Raw genomic sequence first — 17,492 nt, 5'->3', positions numbered from 1 at the left:
CAAACTCCGCCTTACAGGGGACTTCCTATTAGTGATAAACCAACCGGCCTAGCGATGGTCGACGACCGTTGGGCGGGTGAGTTTGCCTGGTTTGAAGTCGCTACCGAGGGAACCGCCAACGGCAGAGAAGAACTGATCGATCGGGCTAGCGCCGACGCCGACCACATCGGCGGGCCGTTGCGAGCCAGGTTGCCAGTTGACCGTGAGGCCGCCGTTGGCGCTCGTGCCATGCTGGGGACGACCACCCATGGGCCGGCCGGGCTTTGGTGGGTCTTGGACGGGGACGCGGATTCTCGGCGGAGGATTATTGGCCATCGTCGTGAAGTTCGACAACGGATCAACCTGCGGCGCGTTGCCGTTTCCGGCCCCGCCGGCGGGGGCCTTAGCCCGAACCCAATGATTGCCGGTCCAAACGTAACCTGGCTTGGCGGCGACGGGATTCGAGACGACGACCGGCAATGTATTGTTGGGGCCTTCGGTACCTTTGAGCATGTTTGGCCGATTCGGCTTCAGGTTTTGCAGCGTGATCCCCTGCGATTGCAGTGGTTGGGGATTTAAGTGCGTCGAAAACGGTTTCGCATTTTTCGGCGGTATCTGTTTTCCCAACCCAGCCGAACCGTGCGGTAAATTGAAAGGCCGATTCGACAGCAAGTTCTTTGTCGTGATCCCCTGGGCCAGCAGCGGCTTCTTATTCGACGCGTGATTGTGTGATGACGAACCGTGGCCGCCACCCAGCAGGGCTTGGAACTTAGGCGACGACTGAAACTGTTGCTGCTTGGCGAACTTGGGGGAGGAATTTTGCTGCTTATTATTGTTATGATTGCCTGCCCAAGCAGGACTGGCAACAAGCGTTAGAATAGCCAAAAGTAGGGAAGCCTTTTTCATGGGTCACCGTGTTTTCCTTCAAAAATGGGTGGGGTGAGTTGCGTGACCGTTGAATCACGACCGCATCCGATCAAGCGAAAACCGGTGGAAAATGTTACAGGGCTGATACAAAATGCTAAATAAGCGGGGTTTTGCCCTAAAACCTCTACGCCAAAGGGGCTTTGTCGAGTTGTCTTTAGGTTTAATCCTAGTACTGTCCCTTTCCCTGGCAGACAATACTTTTCAGGTAAATTACTAACCGGTAGTCCGCGGTTGGCACCGGAACTTGTTCCGGTGTGCGCAGCACAAGAAGCCCACAGGATAGAGCGGAAATATTCGAAAAACTGCTTCCGTCCGCTGCGCGGCTCAGAAACAAGTTCCTGAGGTATCCGATAGACACGTGGGCACTAACCGGGGGTACCCGGTAGCTAAATAAACGACTCAGCTCAGCAGTGGCGGGGCACCGGTGAGCAGTGGTCAAGAAAACACATCATATCCCGCTGTCTGACGCCCTGTCTTTTTCAGCGTCTTGCTGTGCTCCCCGCCGATCCCATGCCGTGCCGAGCAGTTCAGCAGCCCAGTGAGATACCACGAACACCGGGACGAACCCAATGGCAAGCCCGACCGCCGTAGTCACAGCATCAGCCCACATAAGCAACGTGGTGGCCGCTACGCCCAGCGTCAGAGACAACAATGCGGCCCCGATTATATGGTCGCGCTGAGACATTATCGCGAGGTCCCACCCTGCTGCCACTGAACCAATAAATATGTGTTGTTAATACTTTGAAAATAGCCGCACGGTCGCACGATGTCAATTTCTAAATGCTCTAACGACGCCTACTTCGCTATGCCTTTACTCCGCGGAGCCGCTGCCGAGCCAGAAGCAGATCGCGGCACCGACCAGTCCGACCGCAGTCAACACGCCGCAGACCCACCACCCACCCGGCTGCATCTGTTCGCCGCTGCAAATGGTCAACATCATCCAGAACACGCCGATAGCGGCGAAGAATGCGAATACAAGGCCAATCGCGTTGGCTGGTCGCCAATCCCGAGTCGCGTCGGGAATGGCGTCGCCCACGCCCTTTACTACGTCTTCAAACCACTCGTGCGGCATATGATCACCCCCTCGCCAATTAACTAATCATTATGTGATCTGCGTACTTTGAAAATATCCGCACAATCTTACCCTGTCAAATTCTTAATACACTAGAAGTTGCCTTGCATTCACCATCACGAATTGATTAGCTAGCGCGAAATGATTTCACAGGTGGGATTGACTGATTCTTACGCGGTGTAGTTTTAATCGAGGAAATCACCGCAGGAACGGTATTAAGCAGGGCAGCGGATGGGGGCGGGGAGTTTAAGCGTTTACCCATTTACTCTGATCCATGCTCAGCGTTGTGGTGTTTACCTAAAACAACCTAGATGAATCGGGCCGTTGGCCCTGCCATTTATTACATTTCCATTATCCTAGGGCGACGCTGCGCTTGCCCTAGGCTGGGATGGGTTGGGCCTTTGGCCCACGATAACCAACCGCCGTTCGATCACACAGCAGCAACTCCCCTTAAACCTTAATAAACAACTATCTTTCACCCGGAATAGTCCCATATTGCCTTGACCCGTCCTAGAAATAGCAAAAATCATCGCGGAATGAAAAGAATATATCGGGATGAAACAGCAGTCACATTTTCAACCCACCCCGCCCCTGCCAAGAGGCCAGCGGATTTGCTAAATTTACAGTCTATTTCCCCACATATTTTCCCGTAACGGTCATTTACCATCATGCCAACACTCTCCACCTCCCAGGCCAAAAACCTCATCCTCACCCTGCTCAATGCCAATCCCGACACGCCCAAGCGCGCCTTGGGCGAGTATTTGGCCGCGATTCCGCGGTTGGCCAGTTTGGCCGATGTTCCCAGCGGGACGCCGGTCCTGGTCCGCGGGGATGTTGACGCCAAACCGGGCAAGATCATCGGCGAGGGGGACGAACGGCTCCGCAGCATGGTCGAGACGCTCAAATTTGGCCAAAGCCGCGGCTGGAAGCAAATCATCATGGGCCATATCGGCCGCAAGCCTGAAGGCTCGCTCAAGGACGTGGCCAAACGCCTGGGCGAACTGCTGAACTGCGAGGTGACGTTGATCAGCGATTGGTGGGACGAAGCAACGCAAACGGTCTTACCGGCGGTGACGGCGACGATTGCCGTGGCGGCTCCGGGAAGTATATTGGTTTTGGAGAATTCGCGTAAATACAAGATCGAGCGTGTGCTGTGGGACGCCACGGCGGAAGACGCCGAAAAGCTGGCCCCGGCCCTGGCCAAGGTGGCCAACGAAGTCGCGGAAAAGATCGCGCGGGTGTATGTTAACGAGGCACTCTCCGCTGGCAGCCTGGACACCAGCAGCACCATTCTGCCCGCGGCGATGGACCGCGTGGCCCTGGGGAGCTATGTGGCAAGCGAGTTTGACGGGCCGATGCAGCAGTGCCTACTGGCGGAGTTGGTCGTCTTTAGCGGATTAAAGATCGACAAGCTGGACGATCTGCAGGCGATGATCGACCGGGGAACCATCAAATGGGTGTTTGCCGCCGGGTCGCTGGCCATGGCGCTGCGCAAGGCCGATGGCGAGCTGGCTGGTCGGCCGGTCAGCATTGGCGTGGCGGAGGACCCCGCCCATGCGGATCAGCCGTACTTTATTCCCGTCGAACGGGTCGAGCAAGCCAAGCGTATGCTGACCGAGGGGCGTGCCAAGGGGATCACCTTTGTGCTGCCGGTCGATTCGATCCTGCAGGATGGCCGCGCGGTCGAGAACATCGGCCCCGGCGAACAGCAATTTGACATTGGGCCCAAATCCTCGGCGCTCTTTAGCGAAAAAGTGGGCGAATTTTTGGCCGCGAATCAGGCGCGCCTGGGCAAGGAGAACAGCCCCGTGGCGTTTCATAATGGCGTGTTTGGGATGTTTGAGGATCCCCGCTTTGAAGAGGGGACGCGCAAGTTTGTCAGCGAACTCAAAAGGCTCAAGGACGCCGGCGTGCGGGTCTTTGTCGGCGGCGGCGAAGGGGGCAAAGCCCTGGAAAAATACGGCCAGCCAGACTGGGTGACCCACTGCTTTACCGCCGGCGGCACGGTGCTGAACGCGCTGGGAAGCAACCCGGTGCCGTACTTGCAAGCGCTGGCGAGGTAATTACGAAATTAATTACAAATTAAGAATTAAAAATTACAGATGGGGGGCTGAGCTAGTTGGCTCAATTTTCCCTAAGCTTAGCACTTCCCACTATCCACTATCAACTATCAACTCACCTCCCCTTACCCGCCAATGCGGATCCGCCCACAGACATCGATGAGTTCCTCATACGACTTACGGATGTCATGCTGCGGCAGGGCGTTGCGGATCCCTTTTTCCAGGCGGGCGGCATACGGTGTGATTTGGTCAAAGCCGTAACTGCCGGCAGCCCCTTTTAGTTGGTGGGCCAGGCGGGCCAGTTGGTCCCAATCTTGATTGTCAAATTGATTTTGCATGTCGCGCACACGGCTTGGCATTGCCTCGACAAACATTTCGATAATCTCGCCCAGGTCGGGATCTTTGGCCAAAGAAGAAAACAGCAATTCCGCGACTGGATTTTCCAAGACGACCGCGTTCATACAAGACTCAAAAAAGAATGAAATTTGTGACAAAACCGCTCACTACAAATTTAGGTTATTTTTTGGACAGAGGTGTGGAATAACCATACCGCGCGACAAATGCCGCTTGACGCTTAAATTAGACGGCGAAATCGCTGAGCGGATGTTTCTTGCGGTTAGCCGCAGTTTTACAATCAATTTATATTATAAGATAAAAATATCCAATAATTATTTAATTGGTATGCGTCGGGGCAAGGGCCGCACATGCCACTTTTCTTATTTTAAGGGGCAGCCGCGATGCAGTCGACGCGCACATTGGTTTTGCACATTGATGACGATATAGAATTTGCCTCCGTGCTGCAGGAACGGTTGCGGCCACTGGGCTATGACACCGTGCCGTTGCATGATCCCACCATGACCGAGGCTCATCTGCAAACCGGCAAATATCGGCTGGTGTTGCTGGATAATGATATGCCGTATATCTCGGGACAGGAGTTGCTGCCGCGCATGAAGAGCTATGACGGCGGACTCCCCGTGATCATGGTGACAGACTTAATCAGCTTGGCCAACGCGATGGAGCTGCAACAACTAGGGGCGGAGGCTTGTTTCTTTAAGCCCGTGGCCGATCTAGCGCGCTTAACCGCGGCGCTGGACCAAGCAGTGGCCAAGCTGGATTGTTGGTGGACGTCGCTGGAGGAGCTAAAGGAGCTGCGCGCCGCGGCGGAGCTAAGCCGCGTTTGACCCACGCATCCGCGCAAGGCCGCGCCGCGCGAAGAGCTATGATGCGCTCGCGTTACTCGCTAGCGGCAGCGCATCGATCTTTGCCGCTAAAATAAAATCATTTTCACTCAGTCCGCCAATCGCATGGGTGTAAATTTCGATGCGCGCCTGGCGGTAACGGGTCAGATGTAAATCCGGGTGGTGCCCTTCCGCCTCGGCCAGTTGGGCGACAGCCTGAAAAAACTCCATCCCCGCCATAAAGTTCCGCATCGTCCATTCTTTGGCCAGCCGCTGACCATCCGCGGTGAGCCGCCAGCCGTCTAGTTGGGTGAGTTGCCGCGCGGCTTGCTCGGGGGTGAATTTGGGGATGCCCCCTTCGCAGGGAACACACTTCTTGGCCGTTAATTGGGCGGGTGTGAGATCGCAGGCGATTTCAGTCATGGCAATTCCTGTCTTGGGGGGGTAAAGACTTTCCGCGCGAGCTAGTTTTTTGTGGAACTACGGGCATTTTTGCGATGGAGAGGAGATAAAATCAAGCGCGGCGGGGAACGATTTTGAGAAACTTATTATCTCGAGTATGTAATAACATGTTCCCCCGCCCGATTTGCTCTCCTTTGCGCCAGGCGTTATGCTAAGCACGTAGTTTCCCACGGGGGCTTGTCCAACTGATGGTTTGTGCTTTTAGCCGGAGATTGTTTCCCATGCATGTGTCCGCGCGCGTTTTGTTGATTGCCGTTGCCGCCCTCTGTTGGCAAGGGGGGAGTGGATTGCTGTTTGCCGCCGAGCCGATCATCGTCAACTTGTGGCCGGAAAAGGCCCCCGGCGAAACGACCGAGCTTGCTCCGGAAAAATTCCTCGAAGCCAAGCCCAACGAAAAGTCTGACGTCCAGCGCCTGACCAATGTCAGCCAACCCACGCTGACGATCTATCGCCCCGCCGCGGATCGGGACACCGGCGCGGCGGTGGTGATTGCCCCGGGCGGAGGGTACAATATTTTGGCCTGGGATCTGGAGGGGACGGAAGTCGCCAAATGGTTCAATTCGATCGGGGTGACCGGCATTGTGCTCAAGTACCGCGTCCCCAAGCGGGCCGATGACCCTACCAACCGTTTGCCATTGATGGATGCGCAGCGGGCGATTAGCCTGACCCGCGCCAACGCAAAGGAGTGGGGCATCGATCCGCAACGGATCGGCATGCTGGGTTTTTCCGCCGGGGGCAACCTTACGGCCAAAACCGGCACCCAATTTGAAAAGCGCAGCTACGACGCGGTGGATCACAGCGACCAGCAAAGCTGCCGACCGGACTTTGTCATGCTTATCTACCCGGCTTATCTGGTCGAAAAGGACAACCCCACCCAGTTGATCACCGCGGATGTCCCCCTGGGCGAGGCGACTCCCCCGTTTTTTATGGTTCACACCACCGATGATCCAGTGACGCCGCTCAGCAGTGTGATGCTGTACGCCGCGCTGAAGCAAAAGAATATTCCCGTCGAAATGCACATTTATCAATCCGGTGGGCATGGCTACGGCTTGCGTAAAAGCGAGCTGCCCATTAGTACCTGGACCGACCGGGCCGAAGACTGGCTGCGGGCGAGAAAACTGCTGGAAAAATAAGCCGGCCGTGTAAGGATACTCAATGAAGAGAACTGGTCGCGGACATGGGGTTAATAACTTTTGCGGATTTTCGCGTTCACCCCCGACGCGGAACACTATTTCGCCAATGCCATCGGCGGCTTTGTGGTTAGAGCCTGCTGGCGTTCTCACCCCTCCTCCCGTTACTTCGTCCTACTATGCCTCTCCTTGGCGCGCATCAGTCAATCTCGGGCGGGTATTATCGCGCTGTCGAGATCGCGCACGCGTGTGGTTGCCAATGTGTGCAGCTCTTTACAAAAAACAATAACCAGTGGCGCGGCAAACCCATCACGCACGACGACGCGACTCGGTTTCGCGATAAGCTGGCGGAACTGCGCATCACGCACCCCATTGCGCATGATTCGTACCTAATCAATTTGGCAGCGCCGGATGACGCCCTGTGGCAAAAATCAATCGACGCCTTTACCGAGGAATTGCTGCGGGCGCAGCTTTTGGGCATTCCGTATGTGGTCATGCATCCCGGGTCATTCACTACGACCAGCGAAGCGGTCGGACTGGCCCGCGTCATCGCCGCCCTGGATAAAATCCATGCCGCCGCGCCAGACTTGTCCACAATCACGTTGCTAGAAACAACCGCCGGTCAAGGGACCAACCTGGGCCACCGCTTTGAGCATCTGGCCGAAATTTTGGCGGGGGTCCGTCAACCCGATCGGTTGGGCGTATGCGTGGACACTTGCCATATTTTTGCCGCGGGTTATCCCCTTGCCAATCCCGTAGACTATGCCGAGACCTTTACCCAGTTTGACAGGTTGATTGGTTTGTCCCGGATCAAGGCCTTTCATTTGAATGATAGCAAAAAAGGATTGGGTAGCCGCGTGGATCGGCACGAACACATCGGCCAAGGTGAGATAGGGCTGGCGGGCTTCCGCAATTTACTAACAGATCCACGATTTGCCCACATACCCATGTATCTGGAAACGCCCAAGGGGATGGGTAGTAAAGAGGGTTTGGAGCTGGATCGGGGGAACTTGGGTGTTTTAAGGGAATTGGCGAATTCCGTAAATCATGCTGGCGTAAAGTCGGCACGGACTGGCGTGCTACAGAAAGGCGCGTCTACCGCCGATATCTTGCCTACAGATATCTTGCCTACAGTGGAACAGAGCGCGCCCGGGGCGCGATCCCGCACTCGGCGTTCGCCGGGCAAAATCCGCTAGCGGCGCCGGGTCTACCCCGCGCCCGTGGGACAGAATGGCGGAGTGCCGGCGGTTAATCTGAACTGCTCTTGGTGGAACTGGCAAGGGTCTGCATACTTTGCCCTCAAAAATACAAAGCCCCGGCTGCGGTCCGCGCGCTGGATTGCGCCCCTTTTGTGCCCACAGGGAGTCAACCTGTTTTGCAACCGACGAAGCCATCACTGCGAAAAATCTGGCGTTGGAGCTGGGTTTTTGCGCCGGGACTTTGCTGCACCTTATTGCCAGCGCAAAGCCTACCCCCGGGCAATTCCCTTTCCGCGTCCCCGGTCTCGGCCAGCCCGGCCAATCTGTCCGGGCCTCCGCCGTTGGTAACGGATCCGACTGGTGCCAATCAGCAAAGTCAAACCGAATATTGGCAAGCCGCTGGCCAGCCCCAACCAGCGGAGCCAAGCCTGCTCAAGAGTCATTTTCCTTCGCAATTTGACGGCGGAGGCGAACGATCCGCCGCGCAAAATGCCGCCGCGGCGGCGGTTCTGCCGCGCAACGGCTGGCGGCCCATCAGCGCCGAGTCCGACAATTGGTCCCTGGATCAACCGCAAAGTGATCCGCTGGCAGCATCCGCCGGCGAGCCCGCCGGGGTAAATGGCGACAATGGTTCCCAGGGGGAGGAACCTTGGTCCGTCCAATGGCTCCCCGAAGGTCTGATCTATCGTTCATATCTGGCGGGCGATCGCGAATCGCGGTTTCGCGGCTTCTTTTTTCATGAAAAAGATTACGGCTGGTTGTGGGATATCACGCTGGGGGGGCGGGTTGGCCTGTGGCGGTATGGCAACACTGACGCCTATTTTCCCGAAGGCTGGCAAATCGACCTGGAAGGGGCAGCCCTTCCCCGGCTCGATTTTATGCATGATATGAATTTAGTCTCGGTCGATTTTCGCGCGGGACTGCCGATCACCTATGGGGTCGGTCCCTGGAAAACCAAAATGGGCTATTATCACCTGAGCTCCCACCTGGGCGATGAGCACATGCTGACTTTTCCCAGCGTGCCACGTTATAACTACGCCCGCGATGTGCTGATCTTTGGCCAATCGTATTATTACACGCCGGAACATCGCATTTACGCCGAAGTGGGCTGGGCGTTTTTTACGGATGTGTCGGGGGAGTGGGAAATGCAGTTGGGTTGGGAATACGCCCCGGCGGTCCCCACCGGCCCCCGCGGCGCCCCCTTTGTGGCCTTGCACGGTCACTTGCGCGAGGAAGTCAACTACAGCGGCAATTTTGTCACACAAGTCGGCTGGGCCTGGCGGGATGGACCGAGCGCGCGGCTATTTCGCGTGGGCTTTGAGTACTTTAATGGCCTGAGCGACCAATACCAGTTTTGGAATCTCTTTGAAGAAAAACTGGGCCTGGGCCTGTGGTATGATTTTTAGAAGGGACCATGTGCCGCAACCGGCGTGCAAGAACGAAATGACAAATCAATCCGCGCGCGTTTAGGTCGCCTTTGATGATACCGCTGGCGGGACTGGCAGAGGCGCGCTTACCGCTTATTCATAAAAAAGAGCGCTCCAAAGACCGCGCCGCCGACCGCCGCGCCGATCAGCAGATTAACCGCCAACATGCCATAAGAAAAATTAGTGTAGTTGATCGCAAACTGCAAAATCATCACCGTGATACTGCCCACGCAAACGGGGATCAGCACCATATTTTTTGTCGCTTCGTCCATAGCACTCTCGGGCGTGTCAAAAATAGAAAATCGGGGTCGTGGTGTGGCGTTAACGGGGGCCGGGACCGGCCATCCCGCGAATGTCCCGATTGTAAATGGCGGTAAGGGGAATGGCAACAGGGCGTGCTGGTTAGAAGCAGCTATTCCATTCAGCCACGGATAGGCACGGATCAAACACGGATAAAGTGTATTTTTTGATCGCTGCTGTATTCATAAACATCCGTTCAAATCGGTGTTCATCCGTGGCTGAATTTGCGAATTCTGAACTGTGTGTCCCCGTCAATGCATAAAAAAGCATACCCCCTTACTCATCAAACTTGGGCTCGTCCCCCGGTTTATCGGTTTTCTTTTTGGGTGTGTCGTCCCCTTCGTCAAAGCTCGGCTCGTCGGAGCTTTTATCCGATTTATCCCCCGCCCCCTTGGCCGGCATTTCGCCATCCTCGTCAAAGGAAGGCTCGGCACTGTCGGCCACCACGCTAAAGTCGATGTTGTCCGTATTTCCCCCCGGGGTGTCCGAAATAGCCATTGAGTTAAACAGCGCGACCATGGCGGGCCAGTTCTTGGGGGATTGGTTTTCGTCCGCCCGCAGCTCGACCAGATACAGCTTTTTCTTTTCGGCGGTCGCCAAATAGACAATTTCGGTGGTGGTCTTGGCGGCGTGGTTTACTCGAAACAAGACGCCATACCGATCCCCCAGCTTGATCAGCTTGTGGGGCTGCACGATTTTGTGCCCCTTAAACTTGCCAAAGTAGGGCATCTTTTTGACATAGTCGAGAAACTCTTGCTTGTTGGCGTCAGTCACTTCGTCAAAGGGGGAGTTCTCGGAAAAATCCAGAATGGCCAGCGTGGGATTTCTGCTGGCGTTGGCCGGACGCATGATGATCGCAAATTCCTTTTTCTTATTTAGGGTTTCATTCCAATCCTTGGGAAAACCGACTTTGAGGAAGCCCCCCGCGATCGAGACGTTGGCCTTGGAATCATCCAACTCCGCCGGTGTGACCGAGGCCGGAAATTTGTCGACTTTTTTGACGGTTGTGGTTTCCTCGCCACAGCCCGGCAGGCACAATGCGGCGCATAGTAATGCCATCATCCACAAATTCAAGCGCATAATTCCACCTCTTGCCCGATCCACCCAGAAACAAAATTGACGCTTAACGGTTTAGTTCAGACATCCCCCCGGCCCGCAACTTATCCTTTTCGCGCTCTCTACGTTCCACGATACGAAGGGATTGGCTACTCCTCAATGACTTCCTTAACTTTTTGGACAAAATGCGGCGTCTTTGCGCTGGTCGAGAGTTCCTCCGCCTTTTTCTCGGCTTTTTTTAGCTCGGCATACTCAAACAGCGCCACGCGCTTCATCGATTGATTGAACACCCCCCAAAATGCCTTCAAACGCACTTCCTTGGGCACTTTCTTGGCTTTTTTGGCGGGGGCCTTTTTAGCTTTTTTGGCTTTGGTGGCGCCAGCTTCCCCTTCCAGGGCTTCCGCCGCGTCGTTTTCCGCCCGCAATTCCTTTCGATTTACAACCCGTCTGGCCATAATTTCCACACCTGTCGGTAAAAAATGCAAATCGTCCTGGCCTGAACCTCTGGCCAAGCTGGTAATGGTTGTCGCAATCCTAAGGCCCAGGATAAAACGACCGCAAGGGTCTTGTTTTAGCCGGGCCGGGACTGAGGATCAAAATTTATTTTACCGACCAGCGGGGGTTCCCGCCAGCGACTTCCGCGTGTAAAGCGTGAAACGGCAGAAGTTTACCGTCGATCACCCGCCTTCTACCCCTCCGTTGGAGCATAAAACCTGTAAAAAATTTGCCCGCCGCGCTTGAAATTGTGCCAGGGTATTGTGTACCAATGTACACTATTCTTTTGTTTTCTCTCCCGGCATTTTTTCCACGAGGTTTTTATGGCGCTGTCTGTTCCTCTTGGTCGGCGAACCCCTGCTGCTAATCATTTGGTTGCCCTGGCTGTTCCCGCCTGTCCGCCTCTGACCAGGGGGAGACGGCAGGATCTGTCCCCCCTTTGTCCTTTCGCGGCCCCTTCCCGCGCGACTTTTGGCGCGGATGCCGCTCCATGGCCAAATTCTTGGGAAATCGTTCCTCCCGCCTGGCCGCTGGGGGAGCGCCTGATATGGCTGCTGCTAGGCGCCGCCCCCCCTGCCCCCGAGTACGCGGTGGGCAAAGTAAGCCGCAGCCCCGCAGTAACAGCCACCGTTGCGGAAGAGGATGAGCCGGGAACCGAATCCACGCCGCGGGAAGACGAGTTTGATGATGAATGGGAAGAAACCGTGGACGATGAGGAAGCTTATAGCGCGAATGATGCCGACTATGGGTCGGCCGCCGCGGGTTACGCGCGCACCGCCGCGCTGGCCTGGATTGAGGAGGACTGGGAAGAACCCGAAGAATCCCTGCCCGAAGAGTGCGATTATTGGCTACCGGAAGGCGACACCTGGGACTGAGCGAGGGAATAGGGAACAGGGATGAGGGGTAGGGAACAGGGAATACAAAGCCGCCGATGGTATCGGCGGAACGGGAGGCGGGAGACGAGAGACGCGGCAAATTAGGGTTAGCCGCGACGCGAGTTCGTTCCGTGCCTACACTCTGAAATCTTAAATCTGAATTTACCAACCATGCTCAAGCCAGGAATCGTCCGCGAGGTGGAAATTTTATTAGCTGACGGTGGCTACTCGCAGCGGGCCATCGCCGCGCGGCTGGGCATTAGCCGAGGAACCGTGCTGGCGATCGCGCTGCGCAAGCGGACCGAGCGGTTGCACAATCCCGCCGTCCGCCGCGCCGAGCACTTGGCCCTGCAACCGACCGCCCCCCCGGTGCGCTGCCGCGGCTGTGGCGGCATGGTGTACCTGCCCTGTGTGGTCTGCGCGGTGCGGGGGGGAGTATCGACTTTGCCCTAAATAAAATAGTACGGGCTTTAGCCCGTTAACCAAGTTGTGTATAGTTTGGTCCGCGAGCCAAAAGAACTCAGGAGTTGTCCAATAATACACGGCTTTTTAAGGAATGCCCCTTACCCCCCACTCAGCCTTCCGTGCTCGGCCAGCGCGAATCGGTCCGTCATGCCGGCGATGTAATCCCCGATGGCCCGGGGCAGGCCAAAGGTCCCCGCCCAAATTTGAAATTTTGGCGGCAATAATTCGGGCTCGGCCAGATACACCGCAAACAGCGTCCGCAACTGCGCTTCGAACTGACTGCGCGCGGACAGTAGCTGTGGATGCCGATACACGCGTTCGTATAAAAACCGCTCTAATCCCAGGCATAATTCGGTCAGCTCGCTACTCATGCCAATAACCCCGGAGCCGCTTGTGGCCGCGTCGGTCGCGGTGACATCTGCTCCCCCCAAGCGCGCCTGACTGGTTTGGATCAAATCGACGACTTGGAGATTGATAAGTTCATGCACGACGGCCTGGCGCAACTCTCGATTATCCAAGTTGGCGTGCCGAGCGCGAACTTGCCGCGCGGCCAACGCCCAGAGCGGCACTTCATTCAGTTCAGCGAGAGAAATCAACCCATAATGCAGGGCATCGTCCGGGTCGTGCGAATCATAGGCGATGCTGTCGGCCGCATCGACCACGTCCGCTTCCACGGTTGCTATCCTAGCTAGCAACCCGGATTGCCCGGCTAACGGATTGGCCACAGAGTTTTTGACGCGGCGGGCCTGTCCCGCCAGCACTTCCTGGCTCAGGTTTAGCCCCGGATACCGCGGTGTCCGCTGGGCTAGTAGCGTGACAATCCGCAAGGCCTGCGCGTTATGGTCAAAGCCCCCCTGCCCGGCCAGGCAGTCGTCCAGTGCATCCTCTCCGGCGTGACCAAAGGGGGGATGTCCAATGTCATGCAACAGCATCAGGGCTTCGATCAAGTCCTCATTTAAGCGCAGGACGCGGCCAATCGTCCGCGCAATAGAAGTCCCCTCCAGCGTGTGTGTCAACCGTGTGCGGTGGTAATCCCCTAGTCCATGACCAGTAAAAACCTGCGTTTTTTGGGCCAAACGCCGAAACGCGGCGCAATGCAAAATGCGGTCGCGGTCCCGCTGAAACGGCCCGCGATAAAGATGGGGAGGTTCTGGGTGGACCCGTCCCCGACTGTGTGCGCTTGCCATCGCGTAAGGAGCCAAGAGCGCCGCCTCACGCGCTAAAAGCCAGTCTGGCGTGCTAGCACTTTCGGATGATTGGGAAAGTTGGCCCATGAAATTCGGTTGATGCTGTCAGGTTGCTCGCTATCCTATTAGTCAAGTCAATTTTATAGCTCGTGGTGGTATTTTGGCTATCGCACAAAGCCGCCGGTGGAGTTGGCGGAGCTGGAGACGGGAGGCGGAGTGTGGGGGAGCTGGGGTGCTGGGGAGAGGGGGGAACAGAAATACAAAGCCGCCGATGGTATCGGCGGAACGAGAGGCGCGGGTCGAGAGATGGGAGGTAGGGACACTTGCGTGCTAGCACGTTTTTTGGCGACAAACTTTACGGCGCTTACCCCGCCGGAAAAGTCCCGCCACTCTTGCCTGTCCGCACAGTTCACCTGGGCGGCACGCCTTGACATTCCTTTGGAAAAATGTGCCCTTCGTAACGAATCTTCGCTGCATACCGGTCTTAGCGATAGTCGATGACCTGCATAGCGGAAACGAGGACCTCGCGACCGCTGTGCCCGTCGATTTTTCCCAGGAGTCGTTTTCATGTTGCGTCGCTGCTTGATCCTCGTGGCGTTGACCGCCGCCGCCTGGGCCTTTGCCGGTCCCAGCGAATGTTCCGCCCAACAGGCGTTCGGTCGCCAATGGGCCCATACATACAATAGCCAGGATTGGGATCGGTTTTACCACTATCCCTACGTGTATTACCCTCAGAATTACTATTCGAAGGAATACTACAAAAGCTCCGAGAGTTTGTACTTTCGGTATCCCCCGGAAATGCGAGTGCCGGTGTACAACCGCCAATGGCATAACATGTTCCCCGAAGGGGCCACTTGGAACCGCTACATCCACACCTATCATGGGCCTCCAGGCGGCGGCAAATACCACAGCGGCCATCACTTTATCCTGGACCAGTTTTAGTCGGTTGGCTGGATCAATTTCGCGGGTGGCTCGACAAGGCTCGCCCCCACCCACCCCCAGCTTATTTAGTGATTTAAGAGAACACTCGCAGGGGACCCGCCAAAATGGGTCCCCTGCGGTCGTTTGTGGGGGAGAGGATATCTACTAAAATGCTTCTAGCAGCAATTTTTTGTTTTCAACTCTATATTTCGACAGCAAAACATATACGCCCCCCATGCATCCAACCCTGCAATATCTCGACACCCATACCGCGGGCGAGCCCACCCGCGTGGTTTATGCCGGCGGGCCGGAGCTTGGCGTTGGCCCCTTGTCCAGCCGCGTCGCGCAGGTGCGCGCAAACCTTGACCAGTATCGCCGGGCTCTCATTCATGAGCCCCGCGGCTGGCCCGTGCTGGTCGGGGCCTGGCTGGTCCCTCCACACAATCCCGCCTGCACCCACGGTGTTATTTTCTTTAATAATGTCGGCTACCTGGGCATGTGCGGCCACGGGCTGATCGGCGTGGTCGCGGCACTGGCACACTTGGGTCAGATCACGCCCGGGGAATGGAAATTTGACACGCCCGTGGGTGAGGTGGGTGTGATGTATCACACTGATAAGCGCGTGACACTAACCAATGTTCCCAGTTATTGCCACGCGCGGGATGTCGCGGTGGACGTGCCGGGAATCGGCGCCGTGATGGGTGATGTGGCCTGGGGGGGAAATTGGTTTTATTTGATCGAACAGCATGGCCAGCGGTTGGAGCTGGCCAACACCGCCGATTTGACAGAGTATTGCCTGCGTGTGCGGCGGGCTCTGGCCGCGAGTGGAATCACGGGGGATGACGGGGCCGAGATCGACCATATTGAGCTATTTGGGCCGCCGGTCAATCCGGCCAACAATAGTCGCAACTTTGTGTTGTGTCCCGGCGGCGAATACGACCGTTCCCCCTGTGGCACGGGGACCAGCGCTAAACTGGCCTGCCTGGCGGCGCGGGGCAAACTGGCGGCGGGACAACCCTGGCGGCAAGAAAGCATCCTGGGGACGGTATTTTCTGGGGAATATCGCTGGGAGGGGGAATCTGCTAAGCTCGAAGCAACGCGGCATGAGGCAGCGCGGGAACATTCATCCCCAGCACCGAGTCATATCCCGCCGGGTCTGACATCCTGGCCGGATATTGGCAAACCAATGATCCTGCCTAGGATTACCGGTGCGGCCTATGTCACCAGCGCGGCGACGTTGGTGCTGGACCCGGAGGACCCGTTTTGTTGGGGCCTCTAAAGCGGTGGCGATTGTATTTTTGGCAGTGGCTGAATGAGCCGACACTTTTAATGAATAGCTTATGGTTTCCGCGGTGAAGCAGGTTGTGATTGTCGGTGGCGGGGTCGTTGGCGCGGCATGCGCGCATCATTTGGTTCGGGCGGGTCTACGGGTCACCGTGGTCGAAAAAGACCGCTTTGGCGCGGCTTGCTCCCATGCCAACTGCGGGCTGATCTCGCCCAGCCATGTGCTGCCGCTGGCCGAGCCCGGTGTCTTGGGCCTGGGACTTTCCGCCATGTTTGCCGCAAATGCCCCCCTGATGATCAAGCCCCGCTGGAGCTGGGATTTGTGGCAATGGCTGGTGCAATTTGGCCTGCGATGCAATCACCAGGATATGATCGAAAGCGCGATCGCCATTCAGGCGCTGCTTAACTCTTCGCGCGGGTTGTACGAGCAAATGCTGGAAAGCGAAGGCTTTGACTGTGATTGGCAAAAGCGGGGGGGCCTGTTTGTCTATCGCACGCGGGGGGCCTTTGAAAAATTTGGCGAGGTCAACCGCCTGCTGACCGAGGTGCTGGACGCCGGGCATCGCCGGATCGAACCGGACGAGCTAGCCGTGATGGAACCGGCGCTCAAGCCAGGTTTGGCGGGAGCCTGGTTTTATGAGCAAGACGCCCATCTGCGCCCGGATCGCCTCATGGCAAATTGGAAAGAAAAGCTGCGCGGAGCGGGGGTGGAAATCCTCGAGCAATGCGAATTCCGCGGCTTTATCGCCAGAAATGAGCGGGTCGCCGCGGTCCAGACATCGCGCGGGGAATTTGCCGCCGATCACGTGGTCGTCGCCGCCGGTGCGCTTACGCCGTTTTTGCAAGAGCACCTAGGTTGCAAGGTTCCCATTCAACCGGGTAAGGGTTATTCATTAACAATGTCGCGGCCCCGGATTTGCCCCACGCATCCGCTGTTGTTTCCGGAACATCGCGTGGCGGTCACACCGTGGCAAAGCGGGTATCGGCTGGGGTCGATCATGGAACTGGCCGGGTACGACGCCACTTTGCATCCGGAGCGGCTGGAACTACTGCGGGGAGGCGCGCGGGACTACCTGCATGAGCCTTATTGCGAACCAGTCGTCGAAAAATGGTTCGGTTGGCGGCCCCTGACCTGGGACAGTAGGCCCATTATCGATCGCACGCCCCTCTATGAAAATTGCCTGATTGCCGCCGGGCACAACATGCTGGGCCTGAGCATGGCCCCCGCCACGGGCAAACTGGCGATGGAACTGATCACCGGCCGCCAGCCGCATATCAATCCCCGGCCGTATCGACTGGCGCGGTTTCAAACGATCTGATGTCGGTAGCGTAATTCGCTAGAATTCCGGGATTCACGGCGTAGCGGAATTCGCAAGAATTCCCCTAACTGACACATGAAATTCTTTATAGCCACGGATGGGCACGGATTTTCACGGATGATAGGCACCGCAGCCCCCAAAACCCTTGACCGCCGT

Annotated in this window: 18 protein-coding genes; 10 read left to right on the top strand and 8 right to left on the bottom strand. The window is 56.8% G+C overall.

The genetic code is table 11. The annotated features are described in order from the left end of the window. Nucleotides 1–48: 48 nt before the first annotated feature. Nucleotides 49–885 carry a hypothetical protein gene (locus SFX18_01975; protein MDX1961890.1) on the bottom strand — a complete coding sequence of 279 codons (837 nt, stop codon included), beginning with the start codon at nt 883–885 and terminating at the stop codon, nt 49–51. A gap of 832 nt (nt 886–1,717) precedes the next feature. Continuing rightward, nucleotides 1,718–1,978, bottom strand: a complete 261-nt coding sequence (locus SFX18_01970; GenBank protein MDX1961889.1) for a hypothetical protein — start codon at nt 1,976–1,978, stop codon at nt 1,718–1,720. Between the two features lie 668 nt (nt 1,979–2,646). Between SFX18_01970 and pgk the strand changes: the two genes are divergently transcribed. Then, entirely contained in the window at nt 2,647–4,041 is a 1,395-nt protein-coding gene (gene pgk, locus SFX18_01965) for a phosphoglycerate kinase (protein ID MDX1961888.1), read from the top strand. Nucleotides 4,042–4,163: 122 nt separating this feature from the next. Here pgk and SFX18_01960 read toward each other — a convergent pair whose 3' ends face one another. Further along, on the bottom strand, nt 4,164–4,499 hold the full coding sequence (locus SFX18_01960; protein ID MDX1961887.1) for an Hpt domain-containing protein: 336 nt from the start codon (nt 4,497–4,499) through the stop codon (nt 4,164–4,166). A gap of 276 nt (nt 4,500–4,775) precedes the next feature. Here SFX18_01960 and SFX18_01955 point away from each other — a divergent pair, with 276 nt between their 5' ends. Then, on the top strand, nt 4,776–5,219 hold the full coding sequence (locus tag SFX18_01955; protein MDX1961886.1) for a response regulator: 444 nt from the start codon (nt 4,776–4,778) through the stop codon (nt 5,217–5,219). A 36-nt stretch (nt 5,220–5,255) separates the two neighbouring features. Here SFX18_01955 and SFX18_01950 read toward each other — a convergent pair whose 3' ends face one another. After that, on the bottom strand, nt 5,256–5,639 hold the full coding sequence (locus SFX18_01950; GenBank protein MDX1961885.1) for a 4a-hydroxytetrahydrobiopterin dehydratase: 384 nt from the start codon (nt 5,637–5,639) through the stop codon (nt 5,256–5,258). Nucleotides 5,640–5,899: 260 nt separating this feature from the next. Between SFX18_01950 and SFX18_01945 the strand changes: the two genes are divergently transcribed. From SFX18_01945 to SFX18_01935, 3 genes are all read left to right on the top strand, one after another. After that, the gene (locus SFX18_01945; GenBank protein ID MDX1961884.1) at nt 5,900–6,811 is read left to right on the top strand and encodes an alpha/beta hydrolase; all 912 of its coding nucleotides are present in this window, start codon (nt 5,900–5,902) and stop codon (nt 6,809–6,811) included. 176 nt (nt 6,812–6,987) lie between these two features. Further along, nucleotides 6,988–8,004, top strand: a complete 1,017-nt coding sequence (locus SFX18_01940; protein MDX1961883.1) for a deoxyribonuclease IV — start codon at nt 6,988–6,990, stop codon at nt 8,002–8,004. 179 nt (nt 8,005–8,183) lie between these two features. After that, on the top strand, nt 8,184–9,413 hold the full coding sequence (locus tag SFX18_01935; protein ID MDX1961882.1) for a DUF1207 domain-containing protein: 1,230 nt from the start codon (nt 8,184–8,186) through the stop codon (nt 9,411–9,413). A gap of 107 nt (nt 9,414–9,520) precedes the next feature. On the opposite strand, the gene SFX18_01930 is transcribed toward SFX18_01935, so the two are convergent. The 3 genes from SFX18_01930 to SFX18_01920 form a co-directional block, all read right to left on the bottom strand. After that, the gene (locus tag SFX18_01930) at nt 9,521–9,706 is read right to left on the bottom strand and encodes a hypothetical protein (protein MDX1961881.1); all 186 of its coding nucleotides are present in this window, start codon (nt 9,704–9,706) and stop codon (nt 9,521–9,523) included. A gap of 304 nt (nt 9,707–10,010) precedes the next feature. Further along, the gene (locus SFX18_01925; protein MDX1961880.1) at nt 10,011–10,814 is read right to left on the bottom strand and encodes a hypothetical protein; all 804 of its coding nucleotides are present in this window, start codon (nt 10,812–10,814) and stop codon (nt 10,011–10,013) included. Nucleotides 10,815–10,939: 125 nt separating this feature from the next. Beyond that, nucleotides 10,940–11,245 carry a hypothetical protein gene (locus SFX18_01920; GenBank protein MDX1961879.1) on the bottom strand — a complete coding sequence of 102 codons (306 nt, stop codon included), beginning with the start codon at nt 11,243–11,245 and terminating at the stop codon, nt 10,940–10,942. A 363-nt stretch (nt 11,246–11,608) separates the two neighbouring features. Here SFX18_01920 and SFX18_01915 point away from each other — a divergent pair, with 363 nt between their 5' ends. Continuing rightward, nucleotides 11,609–12,160: a hypothetical protein gene (locus tag SFX18_01915; protein ID MDX1961878.1), complete on the top strand. Its 552-nt coding sequence runs from the start codon at nt 11,609–11,611 to the stop codon at nt 12,158–12,160. 171 nt (nt 12,161–12,331) lie between these two features. After that, nucleotides 12,332–12,613 carry a winged helix-turn-helix transcriptional regulator gene (locus tag SFX18_01910; GenBank protein ID MDX1961877.1) on the top strand — a complete coding sequence of 94 codons (282 nt, stop codon included), beginning with the start codon at nt 12,332–12,334 and terminating at the stop codon, nt 12,611–12,613. A 110-nt stretch (nt 12,614–12,723) separates the two neighbouring features. Here the strand turns inward: SFX18_01910 and dgt are convergent, their stop codons facing one another. Then, a complete protein-coding gene (gene dgt / locus SFX18_01905; protein MDX1961876.1) occupies nt 12,724–13,899 on the bottom strand; it encodes a dNTP triphosphohydrolase in 1,176 nt (391 codons plus the stop codon). 480 nt (nt 13,900–14,379) lie between these two features. On the opposite strand from dgt, the gene SFX18_01900 reads away from it, so the two are divergent. The 3 genes from SFX18_01900 (at nt 14,380) to SFX18_01890 (ending at nt 17,336) form a co-directional block, all read left to right on the top strand. Next, nucleotides 14,380–14,754 (top strand): calmodulin-binding protein, encoded by a 375-nt coding sequence (locus SFX18_01900; protein ID MDX1961875.1) that lies wholly within the window; start codon nt 14,380–14,382, stop codon nt 14,752–14,754. 214 nt (nt 14,755–14,968) lie between these two features. Continuing rightward, nucleotides 14,969–16,012, top strand: a complete 1,044-nt coding sequence (locus tag SFX18_01895; GenBank protein ID MDX1961874.1) for a proline racemase family protein — start codon at nt 14,969–14,971, stop codon at nt 16,010–16,012. A 61-nt stretch (nt 16,013–16,073) separates the two neighbouring features. Next, nucleotides 16,074–17,336, top strand: a complete 1,263-nt coding sequence (locus tag SFX18_01890; protein ID MDX1961873.1) for an FAD-dependent oxidoreductase — start codon at nt 16,074–16,076, stop codon at nt 17,334–17,336. Nucleotides 17,337–17,492: the final 156 nt, after the last annotated feature.

This window comes from Pirellulales bacterium (assembly GCA_033762255.1).
GTDB lineage: Bacteria > Planctomycetota > Planctomycetia > Pirellulales > JALHPA01 > JANRLT01.
This window is presented reverse-complemented; position numbering and strand designations above follow the sequence as displayed.

Excerpts from the sequence above, each read along its gene's own strand:
- SFX18_01975 (MDX1961890.1), bottom strand. The coding sequence starts at position 885 with ATGAAAAAGGCTTCCCTACTTTTGGCTATTCTAACGCTTGTTGCCAGT.
- SFX18_01970 (MDX1961889.1), bottom strand. The coding sequence starts at position 1,978 with ATGCCGCACGAGTGGTTTGAAGACGTAGTAAAGGGCGTGGGCGACGCC.
- pgk (MDX1961888.1), top strand. The coding sequence starts at position 2,647 with ATGCCAACACTCTCCACCTCCCAGGCCAAAAACCTCATCCTCACCCTG.
- SFX18_01960 (MDX1961887.1), bottom strand. The coding sequence starts at position 4,499 with ATGAACGCGGTCGTCTTGGAAAATCCAGTCGCGGAATTGCTGTTTTCT.
- SFX18_01955 (MDX1961886.1), top strand. The coding sequence starts at position 4,776 with ATGCAGTCGACGCGCACATTGGTTTTGCACATTGATGACGATATAGAA.
- SFX18_01950 (MDX1961885.1), bottom strand. The coding sequence starts at position 5,639 with ATGACTGAAATCGCCTGCGATCTCACACCCGCCCAATTAACGGCCAAG.
- SFX18_01945 (MDX1961884.1), top strand. The coding sequence starts at position 5,900 with ATGCATGTGTCCGCGCGCGTTTTGTTGATTGCCGTTGCCGCCCTCTGT.
- SFX18_01940 (MDX1961883.1), top strand. The coding sequence starts at position 6,988 with ATGCCTCTCCTTGGCGCGCATCAGTCAATCTCGGGCGGGTATTATCGC.
- SFX18_01930 (MDX1961881.1), bottom strand. The coding sequence starts at position 9,706 with ATGGACGAAGCGACAAAAAATATGGTGCTGATCCCCGTTTGCGTGGGC.
- SFX18_01925 (MDX1961880.1), bottom strand. The coding sequence starts at position 10,814 with ATGCGCTTGAATTTGTGGATGATGGCATTACTATGCGCCGCATTGTGC.
- SFX18_01920 (MDX1961879.1), bottom strand. The coding sequence starts at position 11,245 with ATGGCCAGACGGGTTGTAAATCGAAAGGAATTGCGGGCGGAAAACGAC.
- SFX18_01915 (MDX1961878.1), top strand. The coding sequence starts at position 11,609 with ATGGCGCTGTCTGTTCCTCTTGGTCGGCGAACCCCTGCTGCTAATCAT.
- SFX18_01910 (MDX1961877.1), top strand. The coding sequence starts at position 12,332 with ATGCTCAAGCCAGGAATCGTCCGCGAGGTGGAAATTTTATTAGCTGAC.
- dgt (MDX1961876.1), bottom strand. The coding sequence starts at position 13,899 with ATGGGCCAACTTTCCCAATCATCCGAAAGTGCTAGCACGCCAGACTGG.
- SFX18_01900 (MDX1961875.1), top strand. The coding sequence starts at position 14,380 with ATGTTGCGTCGCTGCTTGATCCTCGTGGCGTTGACCGCCGCCGCCTGG.
- SFX18_01895 (MDX1961874.1), top strand. The coding sequence starts at position 14,969 with ATGCATCCAACCCTGCAATATCTCGACACCCATACCGCGGGCGAGCCC.
- SFX18_01890 (MDX1961873.1), top strand. The coding sequence starts at position 16,074 with ATGGTTTCCGCGGTGAAGCAGGTTGTGATTGTCGGTGGCGGGGTCGTT.